Source organism: Methanosarcina horonobensis HB-1 = JCM 15518 (assembly GCF_000970285.1).
GTDB lineage: Archaea > Halobacteriota > Methanosarcinia > Methanosarcinales > Methanosarcinaceae > Methanosarcina > Methanosarcina horonobensis.
Genome location: NZ_CP009516.1, coordinates 2,153,281 through 2,171,444, shown reverse-complemented (window position 1 = coordinate 2,171,444; position 18,164 = coordinate 2,153,281). Strand labels below are relative to the sequence as shown.

The 18,164-nt window shown below is 42.3% G+C and carries 17 protein-coding genes; 5 read left to right on the top strand and 12 right to left on the bottom strand.

The annotated features are described in order from the left end of the window. Window positions 1–486 (bottom strand): MarR family winged helix-turn-helix transcriptional regulator, encoded by a 486-nt coding sequence (locus MSHOH_RS09515; RefSeq protein WP_048139195.1) that lies wholly within the window; start codon window positions 484–486, stop codon window positions 1–3. Between the two features lie 284 nt (window positions 487–770). On the opposite strand from MSHOH_RS09515, the gene MSHOH_RS09510 reads away from it, so the two are divergent. From MSHOH_RS09510 to MSHOH_RS09500, 3 genes are all read left to right on the top strand, one after another. Then, a complete protein-coding gene (locus MSHOH_RS09510) occupies window positions 771–1,943 on the top strand; it encodes a DUF2157 domain-containing protein (RefSeq protein WP_048139193.1) in 1,173 nt (390 codons plus the stop codon). Between the two features lie 45 nt (window positions 1,944–1,988). After that, on the top strand, window positions 1,989–2,561 hold the full coding sequence (locus tag MSHOH_RS09505; protein WP_048139191.1) for a GDYXXLXY domain-containing protein: 573 nt from the start codon (window positions 1,989–1,991) through the stop codon (window positions 2,559–2,561). Window positions 2,562–3,056: 495 nt separating this feature from the next. Then, the gene (locus MSHOH_RS09500) at window positions 3,057–5,435 is read left to right on the top strand and encodes a DUF3160 domain-containing protein (RefSeq protein WP_048139189.1); all 2,379 of its coding nucleotides are present in this window, start codon (window positions 3,057–3,059) and stop codon (window positions 5,433–5,435) included. A 168-nt stretch (window positions 5,436–5,603) separates the two neighbouring features. On the opposite strand, the gene MSHOH_RS09495 is transcribed toward MSHOH_RS09500, so the two are convergent. Then, on the bottom strand, window positions 5,604–7,097 hold the full coding sequence (locus MSHOH_RS09495) for an alpha/beta hydrolase family protein (RefSeq protein WP_082089299.1): 1,494 nt from the start codon (window positions 7,095–7,097) through the stop codon (window positions 5,604–5,606). 54 nt (window positions 7,098–7,151) lie between these two features. Here MSHOH_RS09495 and MSHOH_RS09490 point away from each other — a divergent pair, with 54 nt between their 5' ends. Continuing rightward, entirely contained in the window at window positions 7,152–8,087 is a 936-nt protein-coding gene (locus MSHOH_RS09490) for a DMT family transporter (protein ID WP_048139187.1), read from the top strand. 334 nt (window positions 8,088–8,421) lie between these two features. On the opposite strand, the gene MSHOH_RS09485 is transcribed toward MSHOH_RS09490, so the two are convergent. From MSHOH_RS09485 to MSHOH_RS09450, 8 genes are all read right to left on the bottom strand, one after another. After that, window positions 8,422–9,111 carry a TIGR00153 family protein gene (locus tag MSHOH_RS09485; protein WP_048139184.1) on the bottom strand — a complete coding sequence of 230 codons (690 nt, stop codon included), beginning with the start codon at window positions 9,109–9,111 and terminating at the stop codon, window positions 8,422–8,424. Continuing rightward, a complete protein-coding gene (locus MSHOH_RS09480; RefSeq protein WP_048139183.1) occupies window positions 9,108–10,136 on the bottom strand; it encodes an inorganic phosphate transporter in 1,029 nt (342 codons plus the stop codon). Before MSHOH_RS09480 ends, MSHOH_RS09485 begins: the two co-directional genes overlap by 4 nt. 421 nt (window positions 10,137–10,557) lie before the next feature. Next, complete coding sequence (locus tag MSHOH_RS09475; RefSeq protein WP_048139182.1) at window positions 10,558–11,232, bottom strand: phosphoribosyltransferase; 675 nt, start codon at window positions 11,230–11,232, stop codon at window positions 10,558–10,560. 156 nt (window positions 11,233–11,388) lie between these two features. Next, a complete protein-coding gene (locus MSHOH_RS09470) occupies window positions 11,389–12,099 on the bottom strand; it encodes an SDR family NAD(P)-dependent oxidoreductase (protein WP_048139181.1) in 711 nt (236 codons plus the stop codon). Between the two features lie 171 nt (window positions 12,100–12,270). Beyond that, window positions 12,271–12,981, bottom strand: a complete 711-nt coding sequence (locus tag MSHOH_RS09465) for an SDR family NAD(P)-dependent oxidoreductase (protein WP_048139180.1) — start codon at window positions 12,979–12,981, stop codon at window positions 12,271–12,273. 142 nt (window positions 12,982–13,123) lie between these two features. Continuing rightward, entirely contained in the window at window positions 13,124–13,258 is a 135-nt protein-coding gene (locus MSHOH_RS25620) for a ubiquitin carboxyl-terminal hydrolase family protein (RefSeq protein WP_048143334.1), read from the bottom strand. 44 nt (window positions 13,259–13,302) lie between these two features. Further along, window positions 13,303–14,139, bottom strand: coding sequence for an ABC transporter permease (locus tag MSHOH_RS09455; RefSeq protein WP_082089298.1), 837 nt, complete (start codon window positions 14,137–14,139; stop codon window positions 13,303–13,305). A gap of 3 nt (window positions 14,140–14,142) precedes the next feature. Next, entirely contained in the window at window positions 14,143–15,078 is a 936-nt protein-coding gene (locus MSHOH_RS09450; RefSeq protein WP_082089297.1) for an ATP-binding cassette domain-containing protein, read from the bottom strand. Window positions 15,079–15,396: 318 nt separating this feature from the next. Between MSHOH_RS09450 and MSHOH_RS09445 the strand changes: the two genes are divergently transcribed. After that, the gene (locus tag MSHOH_RS09445; RefSeq protein WP_048139175.1) at window positions 15,397–15,759 is read left to right on the top strand and encodes a SpoIIAA family protein; all 363 of its coding nucleotides are present in this window, start codon (window positions 15,397–15,399) and stop codon (window positions 15,757–15,759) included. A 136-nt stretch (window positions 15,760–15,895) separates the two neighbouring features. Here the strand turns inward: MSHOH_RS09445 and MSHOH_RS09440 are convergent, their stop codons facing one another. Both MSHOH_RS09440 and MSHOH_RS09435 read right to left on the bottom strand, forming a co-directional pair. After that, complete coding sequence (locus MSHOH_RS09440; protein ID WP_204245408.1) at window positions 15,896–16,480, bottom strand: fasciclin domain-containing protein; 585 nt, start codon at window positions 16,478–16,480, stop codon at window positions 15,896–15,898. A 398-nt stretch (window positions 16,481–16,878) separates the two neighbouring features. Continuing rightward, the gene (locus MSHOH_RS09435) at window positions 16,879–18,150 is read right to left on the bottom strand and encodes an ATP-grasp domain-containing protein (RefSeq protein ID WP_239451309.1); all 1,272 of its coding nucleotides are present in this window, start codon (window positions 18,148–18,150) and stop codon (window positions 16,879–16,881) included. Window positions 18,151–18,164: the final 14 nt, after the last annotated feature.

The following is an 18,164-nucleotide window of genomic DNA, read 5'->3' as shown; positions in this document are numbered from 1 at the left end:
TTATGCTTCCTTCTCGTTTTTATTACACTTCGTTCTGCCATCCTGACATTCAGGTCCGAATCCGGGCTCGCAGAGCTTAAGTGAAGCCTTGCGGACCAGCAGCCTGAAAATTTCTTTTTCTTCCGATGTGAAATCTGAAAGGAGAGTATCAACAAAAGAAATCAGTTTTTCAAGGACCACGCCTCTTATTTCTTTTCCTTTTTCAGTCAGGTAAACCCTGTAAGCCCGAAGGTCGTTTTCGTCCTTTTGCCTGTACACATACCCCTCTTTTTCCAGGCTCTGGATCGCCCTGGTGCTTGTTGCTTTGCTTACTTTTAATATTTTTGCAAGGGTTTCCTGAGAAATGCCATCCTTCCGGTACAGAACCATAAGGAAATCAAATTGCCCGCTCCCAATCCCGTAAGCTTCGAGTTCCTTTGCCATATATGCCATGTGGCTTCGGTAGATGTGGGCGATCGGGCCGCAGATCTCTCTTGGGTCTTCCATAATTAATCCTCCGTTTTTTGTAGGGCCAGGAGGCTTGTTTAGTAGAATGATTTAATAGTGACTTAATAGTGGCTTTATAAATAGTTACATGTGAAACTAATATAGTTGCCTTCTGTAAGATCTTGATAGATATAATAGTTACGGACGAAACTAAAAAGAATAGCAGCTCTGCAGGAGTAAGAGGTCAGGAGTTTCCAGACAAATGAACAAATTCTGCGATGAATATTTTTCTCTAACAAAGTGTCTAAAAAAACGTAAATACAACATGCTAATATATTAAAAATATGTTCGATGATGACTTGATCCAGAAATGGCTGGATGAAGGTACAATCAATCACGCCCAGGCTGAAAAGATGCGGGCAGATCTTGCCGAATATAAGAAGGAGCATAGATCAAAAAAGCAGGTCATTGCCTTTTCAACCATAGGGGCAATTTTAATAGGAATTGGAGCCATTCTGTTTGTGGCATCCAACTGGGAGAAAATCGGGAATAGCGTTAAAGTTTTGCTGCTTGTTGGAAGCACAATAGGCATACATTACGCCGGTTATCATTTTAAGTATGAAAACCGGAATTATACCAGGCTTGGTTCTGCCCTGATTTTGCTTTCAGCCCTGTTCTTCGGAGCCAGTCTCTTTTTAATTGCCCAGATTTACAATATTAACGCTAATAACAGTACCCTTGTACTGATCTGGATTATTGGAGTTTTCCCACTGATTTATGGTTACATGTCCACGCCAATAGCCGGACTTTGTTCCTTACTTTTTTACCTCTGGGTCGGCCTTCTCTACACGGAAAGAATCGACCTGGAGAATTTAATCAGCATGAAAGACCTCTACCTCATATCAGGTATTGCTGTCTATTTTGCCGGAATTCTAAACGGGCTCGTAGAGAAAGCAAGACACGCTGAAAAGACTTTTAAGTTCATGGGATTGCAGGCTGTACTTGTTACCTTATTCGTACATACTTTCGAGATCTGGCAGTATAGAGTTGAAAAAATAGTCCCTGTGATTTACGCCATTTCAGGAATCCTCCTTCTGGCAGTCCTGCTTTCAAAACCACTGCGTGAAAAGTCCAGAAGTTTCCAGGCAGATGTAAGCATATCCGTTATTGCGCTGTTGATGGCAGGAATCACTCTTACAACAATATACCTTCCTGCTTCGGAAAAAGTTTATATGATTCTGTTCAACGTGATCTTCCTTGGACTTTTGACTCTGCTTCTTTACGCCGGATATAACATGGAAGATATAGGGATAGTAAGTACTGCAATGTTCTGGTTTATCCTGCTTATTTTTGCGAGATATTTCGATTTCTTCTGGGAACTACTTCCAAGGTCGCTCTTTTTCATGCTTGGAGGTTTTGTCCTGCTGGTCATAAGTATTATTCTGGAAAGAAAAAGAAGAGAATTAAAGGTTCAATTTTCCGGGGAGAATAATGATGAGTGCCATTCTGAGATTTGAGATCTGTAAATTCACTGCCGGTTCAGAAACAGGAGGCTTCCAGAGATGAATCAAAGGAAAATCTTTTATCTTACTGTAGTTTTCTGGCTCCTGATTTTTTCAGGTTTTATTCTGTATAAAGAGTATACCCTGAGGACCGGAACAGAGGTTATACTTAAAACTGAGCCTGTAGACCCGAGGGATCTTTTCAGGGGAGACTACGTGGTTCTTAACTACGAGATAAGCACCCTGGATCTGGAAGAAATCCCGGTCGAAGATCCTTACTTTGAATATAATGACAGAATATATCTTGTCCTGGAACTTGAAAACGGGTATGGAGTGCCCAAAAAAATTTACAGAAATCCTCCGGATGATGAGCTTTACATCAAAGGCAAGGTAAAAGGAATAGAACATGACTGGGAAACTGATGGAGAGGGCATTATAGACGAAACAGATATTGAAAAACTGACAGTTGAGTACGGTATCGAGAGCTATTTCGTTCCCGAGGGCAGGGGAAAAGAGATAGAAAGTCAACAGTGGACCGGGAGAGAAAGAGTTGATGTAAAGGTTGTTGTTGACAAATACGGAAATGCCGTAATTAAGAGCTTATTGATTGACGGGAAAGAAGTAGAGACTTAAGTCTAGAATAAATCAATTCAAAGCAGTCTTCATCTATAAAATATTAAAATATATAAAAAATCTATTACTGTGCAAAAGTTATGGAAAAAAATACCTGGCTGGATAAAGAAACTCCCTTTTTCTGACAGCCGTTTTTTAATTCACTGATAGGATCGGATGCCGCCGCCAGCTTGTCTGGAGGCACTACCTAAAAAGCATAAAAAAGAAGTTTGAAAGGAGAAATTTAAAAATTCAGTAAAAAAGAGACGCTAAAAAAGTGTTTTTAGATAGAGTTTTGTTATTTTCGTTTTCACTTTGTTCTATAAGTTAAAATCTTTGATTAGATAACATATGAAAGTCAATTTTTGAAAATTTGACCCCCATACAGATCTTCGGTTGCAAAACAATAAATCTGAACCTGAAATCTGAATTTATAGACTTGGTAGGTAAATCCCTTCCTCTCTAAGCGAACAAAGCTCGAACCAGAAACTGATCCAAAGCGACCGAGATGAAAGAATGAAGTACGAAATCAGGCTAGTTGTAACTTATTTAGTTCTCTTAATCCTCATAGTCTCCCTTGCAGGAGGATGCCTTGAGCAAAGTTCCGGATTAAGCAGGGAGAACGGTACTGAAGCGATAGAAGAAGTTGACAGTAATAGAAGCCCTTCAACTGGTAGAAGCCCTTCAACTGGTCATCTGAAAACCGAAGCAGTAAATCTTTCCGGTTTTGAAACAGGAAATCCGGCTCTTGTGGGGAACTACAGGCTTGAAGCTCTTGATATAGAGCTGAAAGCTCCCCAGTACGACCTGCCCCTGCAGGAATCAGATATTTCAAATTACGGTGAGTTTTCTCAAAAATTTTTGACAGATGATACAGCTCTGGAAAAGCTGAAAGAAAACGGATTTGTGGTAATTTCCAACCCTTACAACCCAAAGGAAGAAGATATAACTGCTATGTATAATAGGCTTGGAAACGAAGGACAGCTGATTTTCATAACTTCGGATACACTTCTCCACCTTTACCATGTCCAGTTTGATGACAGCATGAGTCGGATCGAGCAAGAAGAGTTGTATGTCCTCCTGTGGGAACTTGATAAGGCTCTGCTTAATGCATCTGTAAGTGATTATAATAGCGCATCAGGAGAAGAAAAAGAAGCTGCAAAAAGGAACACTGCTTACTTTTCAGTTGCATTGAGCCTTCTCCAGCCCGAAGAAGAACAGATAAAAGAGATTGAGGATCCTTACGATCCTGAAGCAGGAACATACTTTGACCTTGCAGCAAAGGAAAAGTATCAGTTTGAGATTCCTGCTTTTGTAAAAGATGAAGTCAATGCAGAACTGGCTTTGATAGAAGCTCACGAAGGCTTTGCTCTCTCTCCGATTTTCCATTATAAAGAAGATTATTCTCAGTATGTGCCCAGGGGACACTACACTCACTCGGAAATTCTGAAGAATTACTTCAAAGCTTTTATGTGGCATGGAAGGATGAGTATGCTCCTAAAGGGAAAGCTAATCGAGGCAGAAGACCCTGAAAAAGAAGCTCGCATCCAGACAATCCAGGCAAACCTGACCACTTCCCGGCTCGAAGATGACCCTGATCTCCTCATGAAATGGGACAGGATTTACGCAGTTACTGCTTTTTATGTCGGTATCTCTGACGATCTTGGACCTTATGAATACATGGAGGCAATGGAGACAGTATTCGGAAATGGATCAAGGAATTTTAACACAACGACAATGGAAGAGCTAAAAATTGAACTTGCAGGATACCGGAGTCCGGAGATCTACGGAGGAACGGGAAGCGGAACTCACGAGCCTGTAATAATAGCCGAGCAGGCCGACGAACTCCTTGAGGATACGAAAGGTTTCAGGTTCATGGGGCAGCGTTTTATCCCGGACTCTTACATATTCTTCAGGCTCAGCGGTCCCTATACTAAAGAGTACACAGGAAATCAGGAACAGATGCCTTTTACCTATATAGATTCCGAATACGGAAACAACAGGGGTTTCCCGCGAGGGCTTGATGCGATGGCTCTCCTGGGATCGGAGAGGGCTGTTTACTGGCTTGACGAACTGAACGATTCGAGCTATAAAAATTACAGTCTCAGATACGGAGAACTGGATTCGGAGTTCTCGAACTTCAGTGCAGCCGACTGGAACAGGAACCTTTACTGGTCCTGGCTTTATTCTCTCCAGCCACTCTTAAAAGGTTATGGTGCAGGTTACCCAACCTTCATGCAGACCGATGCCTGGCAAGATAAGGAATTAAGCACTTCTCTGGCTTCCTGGACCGAACTGAGGCATGATACAATTCTCTATGCAAAGCAGCTCTATGTGATAGAGACATCACTTCCTATTTTTGGGGATAAAACCGTAGGATATGTAGAACCTGTGCCTGAATTCTATAACAGGCTGTTAGCCCTTACCCGGATGACCGCAAACGGGCTTGAAGAACTGAATGCTCTTGATGAAGATACGGGAAGAAACTTTGAAAACCTAGAGAATAACCTGGAAAAGCTTATCGAGATTTCCAAAAAGGAACTCGAAAATGAGGAACTAACAGAAGAAGACAAATATTACATATTCAAGTTTGGAGAAATAATCAAAATGAGCGTGGACGTCGACGAAGAAGCCCGGAAAACTACCCTTGTTGCGGATGTCCATACAGAACCAAATAATAAACTTGTGCTTGAGGAAGGGACAGGGTATGTGGACATGGCAATTGTGGCTTACAAGGTTCCTGACGGCAGGGTTTTCCTGGCTGCAGGGCCTGTTATGAGCCATTATGAGTTCAAACAGCCCATGGAAGAACGCCTGACCGATGAAAAATGGAGAGAGATGCTTGAGGCAAACCCACCGGAGAGACCGGAGTGGGTTTCTACATACAGGGCTTAAAACCCTGAAAAAAATTTTTCCGTCTCTGGTAACCGGTTTTCAATCTGTTTATAGAACTTCTCCGCCAGTAACTCGCTCGCAGCCTCCGAAAAAAAGAATGAATTAAAGGAGGCTGCTCTCTTTACTGGAGTGTGACAGGACGATCAGACTTTTCTGATGCCTACATCCTCATTGCTTGTTTTCCATGTCAGCTGTATGTTCAGAAATCCAGTTCCCTATCAGTTCCAGAGCAGATGGAGAAATAGTTTCATTAATTTTTGCATATTCTGATGGTGATCCTGTTTCTGCAGTCTGGAATAAGTGGTTGAGGCCTGGCAGTTCTTTTACAGTATAGTCGCTGTTGCCTCCTGCTTTAAGGGCTTTTTCTATTGCCTGCAGGTTTTCATCAGGAGGCACCTGAAGGTCTTTTTCGCCGTTTATAGCAAGAACCGGGCATTTCACCTGCATTAAAGTCGGACTGGGGTCGTATGTCAGGAAAAAGCGCATCCAGGGCGAAACCAGAGCCTGAACCTGAGCGTTAACCTGAGCGTCCAGGTCAGCTTCAGAGTAGCCGGAACTCTGTTTTTCTTCTTCGCTCATATTTGCCAGCTCATCTGCCAGAAGTTTACGAAGCTTCTCTTCTGCGATTGTATTGTTCTGTTCCTTTTTGATCACGGAATACATACTTCTCATAAGAGCTTCATTCCGGGAGATAGTCTCATTGTCTACTCCTTCTGCCCTGGAAATAAGGTCACTCTGTAGGTACAGGATTTCTTCTCCGGGGATACCCGGGCCTGCCATCATCACTATGAATGCAATATCATGAGACTGTACCGCTACTATTGGAGCAATTAAGCCCCCTTCACTGTGTCCTATCAGGCCAATGCGGGTAGGGTCTAGCTCTTCACGGCTTTTCAGGTACTCAATTCCGGCGAGCACATCTCCTGCGAAATCTTCGGTAGTGGCCTGCGAAAAGTTTCCGGTCGATCCTCCCACACCCCGGTCATCGACCCGGAGCACGGCAGTACCCCGCCGGGTCAGATAATCCGAAAGTACAAGGAAGGGACGATGTCCCAGGATTTCTTCGTCGCGGTTTTGCTGGCCTGAACCGCTTATGAGAATTACTGCCGGAAAAGGACCTTCAGAATGCGGAAGAGTTAACGTGCCTGCAAGCTTTACTCCTGCTTCTTCATTTTCATAAGTAACTTCTTCTTCATCATAAGGATAGGGTTTTACTGGGTCCTGTTCTTTTCGTGTGTCAGGAGTTTCATTAATGCGAGAAAGCACAAGAGGAAGAGTTAATTCTGATTGTTTCCATTCGCCTTCGATTGTTTTTCCGTCTTCTTTGAGTGTCCCGTCAAAAGCACCCCTTATGGATTTTACTCCCAGGTGCAAATTTCCATCTTTATAAGTGACAGCTTCTACAGGTATCCCTTTTACTCCCTGGTCAAGGCTGTCCATCGTCGCATTGACAGAGCCGTCAGGGCTGATAGAAACGTTGAATAAAAGCCTCAGTTCCATTCCGCCCTGAACCTGAAGGATGCCAAGCCAGAGCCCTTCTATTTCTTCAAGGTCCATACTATTGTTAGCATTTTCATCAGACGTAATCGGCTCAGATACACATCCGGAGCCAACTGTTATAACAAACAGTAGGAGCAAACAAACTACAACTTTTTTATTCATCAAAAGACTCTGACTCGACAACTTATTTAAATGTATCAGACTTTTTACTGCCTTATGTTCCAGGTTAAAAAAGGTGCCCATCTGGCAGTGTTGCTTGGCTGCATTCTTTACGGGATGACCGGCTTATTTCTTGCCGGTATTCACAGCCTGCCCATAACTTCAATAATATTTTACCGCCTCTTCTTCGGGCTTATCTTTATTTTCACTTTCCTTCTGGTAACAAACAGGCTTGAAGAATTGAAACCTGGAAAAAGAAAGTTTCGCCTTTTTCTGCAGGGCATATTTATCACGGTAAACATGTTTTTTTATTTCCTGTGCGTAAAAGAAACCTGTTTCTCCATAGCGATCCTGCTTGAGTACACTGCCCCTATCTATGTGATGCTGGCTTCACCTTTCGTTTTGAAAGAAAAGGTAGGAAAGGAAAGTGTCGCAGCTCTTGTCCTCGCAATTGCAGGTGTTTATTTTGTAATCCGGCCGGAAGGCGGATTTGGGGCTCTTGAGTTTTCCGGCAGCCGTTTAATAGGAATCGTATCCGGGCTCTTTGCGGGAATGCTTCTTGCAGTTATTATTATGAATGTGAGGATTCTGAAAAGGGACTATTCGGAATTTGCTATTGCCTTCTGGGGTACTGCTATCAGCTGCATCTTAATGCTGCCTTTTGCTTTTGAGACTTCTTTTTCTTTGCTTGCTCCAAACCTGCTCACTCTAATTGTTTTTGGGATCGTTTCCGTAGGGATAGGAGGAGTTTTAACGACCATCGGATTTGCAAACCTTCAATCCCAAACAGGGAGCCTTCTTGCTTTAATTGAACCGGTTGCAGGTGTCTTTTTTGATCTGGTCTTCCTTGGAGTTGCTCTTTCAGCAGGCACACTTGCCGGATGTGTTCTTGTGCTTGCTGCAGCTGTAATCGTAAGTTACAGTGGCTCTTCAAAACCCGCAATGAATTTCATAGGTTTTGCGGATTCTACAGAAATTGTTGAAAAATATTGATGTCTCCTTGGAAAGCTATAAAGACATTTTAATGAATTTCTCATTACATCCGCCATTTTTCGCTCCACTCCCTTAATTAAAAACAATCTGTCAGCCATGGATATCTCTTTAGTAATTATTTTTAATTGCGGTGCTGGTTTGTCATAGTGCTTTTTCTTACCTGACAGGCAGCCAGTGACCAGCCCAGAGGGAGAAGAAAAAAATTGATGATTTCTTATCTTGCCGGAATAAAGCAATGAACTGATCAAAATATATCCGCAAAACTCGGAGAGCTTATGAAATAAAAAGAGGGCAAAAAAGAGGAAAAACAAAAAAAGAGAATAAAAATGAGGATTTATCTTCTGAGGATCATGGATCTCAGGCGGTCGGCTGCACTTGCGCACTTGTCGGCAATGCCTCCTACCCTTTCAACAAGCCCCATGAGGTGGCAGACACCTGCTCCTCCGATCGCATCTTCATATTCGAAAATCTTTTTTAAGAGGGCTGTCTCAAGTACGTCTACATCGTGTTCCAGCTTTTCGACCTCGGGGACAATCTGCATGGTCTCTTTGATTTCTTCTTTGCTAAAAGAAGTAGCAAGAAGCTTGTAAAGCTCACCCACAAGCTGGTCATACATCCTGGCTGTCTTAAGAGAGGTTGCCATAAGTTCCAGAAAGCCTTCCTTGATTTCGTCTGGGAGATCTTTGCAGGGACGCAGAGTCATCCAGTAGGCTGAAGCCTGGGCAAAGTCAGCTATAGAGTCCTGCTGCTTGAGGAAAGAAAGGAGATCTTTTTTGTTCACCGGCAACCTGACGGAAGAGGGTATGCTTGCTCTTATTTTCTGTTTTATTTTGTCGGCATCATGTTCCAGAATATCGATTTCTTCAGTACGCTCATCAAGAAGTGCCTGATTCCCTGCACAGTAGGCTTCCATTGCTTCAGCAAGCTTTTCGACGGCAAGCACCCCTTTCCTGGCGTGCATTTCAAGGGGGACGAAGGGAGATTCTGCGACCACGTCGAGTACGGAACGGATGTAGTCTTTCATAAAAAGATCACCTCAAGTCCCACAAAGATTATTGCCGATGTAAGGGCAGCTATGGGGACTGTTGCTATCCAGGAAGAAATAATCCTCCATATTACGCCAAGGTCAACGGCTGCAATACCTCCTGCAAGCCCTACGCCAATAACCGAACCCACAAGGGTATGGGTGGTCGAAATCGGGAGGGAACTGTAACTGTGTAACAGAACAACCGAGGCAGTTGCAAACTGTGCGGAAAAACCTCGAGTTGGGGTAAGTTCGGTGATCTTTGACCCTATGGTTTCGACCACTTTATAGCCCCAGGTTGCCATGCCTATTACCATGCCCAGTCCTCCCATTACAAGTACCCAGATAGGGATTTCGGTTCCTGTTATCCCCATCACGTTAAGTGCGGCAGAGAGAGGGCCTACAGCGTTTGCAACATCGTTTGACCCGTGCGCAAATGCGATATAACAGGCAGTTATGAGCTGTAAGAATATGAATTTTTTCTCAACGCCTGGCAAATCCGATGCTCTGTGAAGGTAAAGGCTCCTTATGATAGAGAAGATTAGAAACGCAAGAACAGCTCCAAGGGCAGGAGATATAAACCAGCTGGCAACGATTTTAAGAAGAACTGACCAGTGAATGTCAGAAAAAGAGATAGTACCGTTATAAGCTGTGATCAGCCCGAAACCGAGCACAGAACCCACAATTGAATGGCTGGTTGAGACCGGAAGGTTATAAAAAGTTGCGAGCGTTATCCAGAAACTTGCGGCAAGAATTGCAGCCAGCATTCCCAGCACCACGATATCAGGGTGAATGCTGCTGATCATATCAATGGGAACGATTCCTTTTGCAATTGTTGAGGTAACCCGTTTTCCGAAGAACACGGCACCCAGGAATTCAAACACAGCGGCAATGACAATGACCTGCTTGATCGTTAGGGCACCCGTTCCTACTGAAGTTCCCATAGCATTTGCGAGGTCGTTTGCCCCTATGTTCCAGGCCATATATAAGCCTGCAAGGATAATTGCTATGACAAGTAAATCCATTTTTTTTCCTTACTCCAGAGATTTTAAACTCCAAAATTGCGATGACTGCTATAATGCATAAATTGCTATGATGTATGACTTATGCACAACTGCTATGATTTAGATCTCTTCCATTTATGCTTGATTTATGGAGTCTGCACCTGCTCTCCTTAAACCCATGTATCTTATGGTATTCCAGACCATTTCATTATATTTTATATTTTCCATATATTTCATGCCGCTCTATATAATCTATAGATCTATATATGACTATTATTAATATATTCTAACTTCTCATTTCAAGTGCAGAGGTCCACTAAGGAGGCATCTGAAGTTTCGGAAATTTATTTATAATGATGTCTCAAGGAGTCTATTTATATAAATTGATATGTAAATTGAGATTTCGAACTTTTTTAGTCCTGTATATTAATTCAGGATTCTTTCAGGTTCCTGGTCCGGACTGATCAAACTCATGCTCTTTCGTTTCTTTTTCGCTTATTCTTTCCCTGAGAAGGTCAAGCACCTCTTCGTCCGAGACGTCATACCAGTTTTCATAAGCCTGAGCAACAGCCCTGAAATAGACAGGGATCTCGAGCACGACCACTTCATCGGCTTCTTTTGCTATCGCATCTGCCGTTTCTCTTCCTGTTACAGGTACGGCAACCACAACTTTTCCTGCTTTTCTGTTTCTGCAGAGTTCGATGGCTGCCCTCATAGTAGAACCCATAGCAATCCCGTCATCAATAAGGATCACTGTCCTTCCAGCAAGATCAGGCAAGGGGTTTCCCCCTCTCAGGGCATTTACTCGTCTTTCTATCTCAGCAATCTGTTCCTGTTTAATATGTTCAATAGTTTCCCCGGTAAGCCAGTAACCTGCATTTTCAAAAATAAAAGTGCTCCCATTCTCGGCGATTGCCCCAAATCCGGCTTCAGGATTGTCAGGGAAAGGCAGTTTCCTTGCAATTATAAGGGAAAAGTCAGCGCCCAGTTTTTTTGAAACCTGCAGTCCAACTTCCACTCCCCCACGTGGGATAGCAAGGATAAGAGGATTTTCAGCTTTATATCTTTCAAGAGCTTGAGCCAGTTGCTCTCCCGCATCTTTACGGTTTTTAAACATAATTCCACCCTGATTTTGAACTTTGTCCCTATTTTCGTCCTTTTTCAGTAGATGAAATATAATTTCCAGTAAAGGAAATATGAATTAAAAGAATGATTTCCGATAAAGAAGATATGAATCAAACAAATGTGGAGTAAACGGAAATTGAATGTGTGATTAAACAACTCTGACAGGAGGTCTGTAAACATCAACCGAAGAGCCTGACGGCAGAGTCGTACCCGGCAGGCAGAGCTCTAGAACTTCCCTTGCAACGTCTTCAGGCTTCAGGACAGGTTCATCCGAATACAGCGAGCGGTACATATCCGTATCCACACTGGCAGGGCAGACTGCATATGCATGAACTCCTCCTCCTATTTCATACGCAATAGACTCTGTAAAACCGATTACTGCAAATTTTGAAGCACAGTATATTGAGAGTTTGGGTATCCCATGCTTTCCCGCACCTGAAGATATGTTTACTATCCTGCCTTCTCCTCTCTTAAGTAAGTAAGGAAGAGCATATTTCGTGCAAAAAAACATGCCTTTCACATTTGTGTCCATTATTTTTTCATATTCTTCTCTTGAGGTATCTACCATATACTTCCTGTATGCCACTCCTGCATTGTTTACAAGAATATCAATCCTTCCAAAAGCGTTTACTGCTTCTGAAATCATATTTTTGACGTCCTCTTCTATCCGGATATCCGTACTCACTGCAAGAGCCCTTCTACCTTCGTCCTCTACCATTCTGGCAGTTTCCCGAATGTCTTTTTTTGTCCTTGCAGCAATTACAATGTCGGCTCCTTCTCTTGCGAGTGCCAGGCATATTGCCCTTCCAATTCCTTTTCCCCCGCCGGTTACTACGGCTGTCTGACCTCTCAATCTCATACAAGATCACTATTATAATTTTGCCAGAATAAAGGATATGTTTTTGGAAACATTGTTTCTAAGAATAAGTTCTGATAATTCTAAACTCTGATCAAGAACCCGATAAAAAACATATTTTTAGAGTTCAGCAAATTCAGCCGAACATCGGGATTCTGTCCTGAACTTAAACTCTCAGAGCTGAGGGACAGGCGGAGCACTTATCTCAATAATTTTTCCGGATGCAACTTTTGAATCAGGTGAAGCGAGCTCAAGCACTTTTTGTGCGATATGTTCAGGTTCGAGTGGAGGCTTGTCTTTGAAGAATGATCGGTACATATCCGTATCCACAGCTCCTGGGCAGACAGAATAAACTTTTATTTCCCCTTCCAGTTCCGAAGCAATTGATTCGGTTATACCGTTTACCGCAAACTTCGAGCCGCAGTATATGGAAAAATCAGGAATTCCGTGCAGCCCTCCCACTGAAGAGATGTTTATTATCTTTCCATTTTTGCTCCTTCGGATGTAAGGAATAGCATATTTTGTGCAGAGGAAGACGCCTCTTAAGTTTGTATCCATGATTTCATCGTATTCTTCCAGAGTGGTTTCTTCCAGTCGATTTTTATATGCCACTCCTGCATTGTTGACAAGAATATCAAGTCCGCCGCATTTGTCAATGATTACTGAGATCAGACGCCTTACATCATCTTCACTGCGCACGTCAACAGAAACTGCAAAGGCTTTGGTTCCCATGCCTTTTAATCTGTCCAGAGTTTCTCTTGACTCGCTCTCGTTCCTTGCAGCAATGACAATATTTGCTCCCTCTTTTGCCAGAGCGAAACAGATGGCTCTTCCTATTCCTTTGTTCCCTCCTGTTACAAGGGCTGTTTGACCTGCTAAACTCATTGATATCACTTTTATCCATCAATTTTTATTTAATCGTTTTTTATTAAATCAAGGGACAAAAAGATGGATATATTTTTGGAAATTAAGTTTCTGAAAAAAGGTTTTATTTCGGTAAGTGCAGTTTAAAATGTCCTCCAATTCTTCAGCCTACATGCCCGCAGGTCAGGCATATTCTCAGGTGTACCCAGCTATCCCCGCTTTTCAGGCATTCTTCACAGCCCTTTGACTCAGGTTCAAAATACTTGATTTTTATTGTGTCCCTATGCGCGCATACCATAGAATTCCCCTTTCTCTGTTCTGAATATACGGATCATGTAATAGTCATGTAACAGTAACCTTACTAAACCTCCACCTCGCAATAAAAAACATTATTCCTGCAAAAGCCAGCAGGGCAATATAGGAAACAAGGATCTCTGCATGCGTGTAAGTATAACGGATTCCGATTGCAGAAAAATCGCTACCTATTGCAAAGTACCTGATACCGCTAACAAGATGCGTAAGCGGGTTGATCGTTGATAGAGCTCTGAGCACAGGCGGGAAAGAGTTTACAGGATAAAGGGCATTGCTTGTGAAAAAGAAAGGCATGGTAAGTAAAGTGATTACTGCCTGCATACCTTCCGGGCTCTCCATAGTTATTGCAATTGCAGCCGAAAGGAAAAGAAATCCGAGGGAAAACGTACCTACAAAAGCCATTATCCCGACCAGAGAGTAAAGAACCTGTGCCGGAGAATAGCCCTCGAAAAATTCGACGCCAAGAAAAAGCCCGAATCCCATAATTACAGCTGCCTGAATAAAAGACTTGGTCATGCCGGACAGGCCTATACCAATAATTACGTGGATCCTTGGAAGCGGGCTTGAGAGCGTTTCGCGCATAAGTCCCCAGTTTTTGTCAAAGAGCAGGACAGTTCCCCCGAACAGGCTCGTAAAAAGCGTGGTCATTGCAATAACACCTGCCCCTATGAATGTAAGATATCCTATAGTCCTGACACCGGGAACGACGGGCATTGTTGCAGTAAGCCTCTCAAAGTTGTTTGACATCGCAATCCCGAAAAATGCAAGCCAGAGTGCGGGCTGGACAAGTGAGGAAAACAGCAAAGCCCGGAACCGGACGAACCTGAGCATATCGCGCCAGTATATGGTAAGAAACCCTGTATGCACTGCTTAACGCCTCCTGATCCTGGGGACTACAACAGCCCCCTTTTCTGCCCCGTTGTCCCTTAACTCTCTGCCGGTATAATGGACAAAAACATCATCCATTGACGGCTTTTTCAGGTTTACTGCCTTAATTCCGATCCCCCCGTTTCGAAGTCTGTCCATAATCTCAGGCAGCAAATAGGTTCCGTCCACGTTGACCATAACAATTATCCCTTTTGACTTTTCTTTAATCCCTTTTACGCTATCGAGGTCCTTTAATAGCTCTCCGGCTGCCCAGTTGTCATTTGTTTCCATGTATATAAGGTCCTGACCAAGCGTGTTTTTTAACTCCCATGATTTGCCTGTAACAACTATTTTTCCGTGGTCTATGATGCTTATCCTGTCACTTAGCTGGTCGGCTTCGTCCATGTAGTGCGTGGTCAGGAAGATGGTTGTCCCCTGCCTGTTAATGTCCCTTACATAGTCCCAGATCCTTATCCTGGTCTGAGGATCAAGCCCGATCGTAGGTTCGTCCATAAAGAGCACTTTAGGCCTTGTCATAAGCCCCCTTGCGATCTCAAGCCTGCGTTTCATCCCGCCGCTCAGGTGCTTGGTAAGGGTATCCCTCTTTCCTTCAAGCTCAACCAGGCTGATAAGTTCATCAACTCTTTCCTGCCTCTCAGCTTTGGGCATGGAATAGAGTCTTCCGTGGTACTCCAGAATCTCACGTACGGTCATATCCCTGTCAAGAGTGAGTTCCTGAAAAACAATTCCTATAGACTCCCTCACTTTCTCAGGTTCGGTTTTCAAATCATAGCCTGCAATCTTTGCACTCCCTCTCTGGACAGGCAGGAGGGTGGTAAGTACATTGATAACAGTACTCTTTCCTGCTCCGTTTGGCCCGAGAAAAGAGAATATCTCTCCCTTCCTGACTGTAAAACTGATATTATCGACTGCCTTTATATCCCCAAAAAAGTACTCGAGGTTATTTACCTCTATGATGTTTTCATCCAGAACTGTTACCCCATTTTCCTTTTACTTTAAATTGATTGAACCTTCAGTGATAAATAGATTTTTTGCTGCTTGGAACCTACTTTATACATTTTCTGAAAAACAGATTTAAATACAATAAAACTAAATTTTCATCGATTTTGAGTAAAAATGAACTCATAGATAAACTATTCCTTTTCAAGTCAAGATTTATATTCATTTGGAATTATAATAAATTTAATTGGCTTTATAGCGTTACCAAACGAAGTCAAATAGAAATGGGGGAGTGAAATGATAGAGATCATACCGGGCCTGCCGGATAATGTCTTAGCAGTTACCGTAAGTGGGATATTGACAGGAGAAGACTATGAAAAGGTGTTAGTCCCTGCTATCGAGGACAAAGTACAGAAGTATGGGAAGATTCGTATCCTTTATCAACTGGGGGAGAAATTCGAGGGATTTACCGATGAGGCAATGCTGGAGGACACCAAGTTTGGCATACGGCACTTTACATCCTTTGAAAAAATCGCACTTGTTTCAAACGTGGACTGGATAGTTAATGCCGTAAAGGTCTTCAAATTTATTATTCCCGGCTCAGTAAGAACCTACAGGAACGAAGAACTTTCCGAAGCAAAAGCCTGGATCAGTGAATGAAAACCCATGATTACTGGGAATAAAAAAATCAAATAAGAAAAATGAGGCAATGGAAAGGAATATTAAAGCTTCTCTCATGACTCCTGAGTTCCTACTTTTGTGGATCAGTTTCATGGAGAAGCCCGTAATTTCCATTTCACTGTGGCGGGATTAATACTTTATCTATCTGATGAATTATCCCATTGCTGGCAATGATGTCCGCTTCTGTTATGTTTGCACCGCCAACCTGAACACCATTTGCTGTCACAGTGATGGGGAGTTCTCCTCCTTCAAGTGTCCTGACACTCGTCATGTTTTCAAGATCTTTTTCCATCAGTATTTTACCGGCAACAATATGGTAAGTTAAGACTTTTTCCAGCTCCCTGGTATTGTTCTCAAGCGCAGTCATCTCGTTTTCAGGGAGTTCGTCGAAGGCTTCGTCAGTTGGAGCAAAAACAGTATAAATTCCCTCCTCGGCAAGGAGCGGCTCAAGTCCTGCAACGTTGAGAAGCTCAACAAAAGTTACGAAGTTTCTGTCAGCTAACGCTTGCATGACATTTCTATCGCTTTTCTCTACAACATTTTCAATTTCTTGGGGCACCCCTTCAACTTCCTCTCCTAAATTTTCGCTTTCATTTTCTATTTGTCTAGTTTCATTTTCTGGCGCTCTTTGAGCACAACCGGAAGCAAATACTAATGAGATGACCATCAATATGATAAGCACAGCTCCGAAAAGTTTCATTTTCCCTATAATCTCTCCCCCTTCATTTATGTAAATGCAGATAGAAATAGTACCTCAATGAATAATATAGATCGGGCTTTATATAATTTGTCTTTTATATACTGCACCTTTTCCGTAAAACATTCTCAAGAAACAGTTTTATCAAATAAAATGGAATTCCTGAAGTATAGCACCAAAAACAATCAATTTTTTGTGCAGATTCTCTTTTTCTGATATCTTTTTTGGATCAAAATCCCTTTTCGATTGAAATTTTGCTTCTATAAAAACACAATTAAAAAAGTAAAAATTTATTTGAACTGTCTTAAATTGTCTTAATTCATGTTATGAACATAAAAATAATTTTTGAGGTCCAGAAGATTCGGAATATAAATTTAATATGGAAGACCGGAATGCTGTGATTAAGGTTGAAGGATGGATTGACTGAAAGTAATATACTCCTTCAGATCCGACTTCAGAATCCTTTCAATCTCTTCCCAGTTACTTTCCTTTGTTTCCGTAAACATATACCCGAAGAGCCCGTACTTCTCATGATCGGCTTTCCTGAGTTCCAGAGGTTTTTCGAAATCAGAAAGCAGTTTTTCATAATCGAAAGCCTTTACAGTTTCCGAAATTATTTCTGCAGGTTTATTCAGGATCACAAGGCAGAAACTCTTTCCTTCCTTACCTTTGAGAATTTTGTCCCATTCCGGTTCAAGCTGTTCAAGAAAATACCTGTATGTGTTGATCCCATAGGCAAAATGTGCTAGATCTGTTGTACACCAGCCAGCAAAACGCATAGGGTTCAGCTCTATTAGCTGGATTCGCCTGTCGTTCCCTATCCGCAATTCCATGTGTAAAGGGAAATTCTTGAGTTCGGCAAGCTTTCCTATTTCTTTTAAAAGATCTTCAACAGCTTCTCTGTAAGTTTCCATAACTAATTTTGAAGTAAAGTATACCCGATCACTAACATCGTTTTCAGAAGAAAAGATATGCTTTAAGATATTGAGGACTACAGGCTTTCCTGCACTGTTGAAGTAAGCATCAATTGCAAACTCTTCACCTTCGATGTTCTCTTCGATGATGAACTTTCCGGCATCAAGCACCTGTACAGGATAACGGTCCTTAATGTCCTCAACCTCAGCTTTTATTCGCCTGAGGACGGAATCCCATTCCTCATCAGTTGAAACCTTATACACTCCTAGACTGAAAAAACCTACAGCAGGCTTTATAATAAAGGGTTTCTTTATCTCCTCAACCCGAATCTCGTCCAATTTTTCGAACTCAATGCCCTGAAAATAAAAGTCGGGATATATTCTTTCCAGCAGTTCTCTGAATTTGATTTTGTTCTTGAAGAGCTCTATTTTCTCAGGCAGCCCGGTAAAACCCAGGTTTTCCGAAATCCAGCCAATGGAATTTTCGGAGTTGGAATAAAGAGAATACTCTCCTTTTTCCTTTATGAACTCAATAAACTCGGTTTTTTCGAGAAGATTAAGCCCTTTTCTGGTGTTCAGTCCGGCTGTCATTTCATTTTTTAAAACCGGAATCTGCAACTCTGCTGCAGTGTCTTTTAAGAAATCGGAGACATAGGGATGGTCAAGGATTAACATTTTTCTAACCTTTCTTTGGTTTTCGGCTTTGAGATCTGAAGCCAGATAATAAGAGAGGGTAGTAATATTTATTTTGGAACTCATTTCGCAATCTGCTA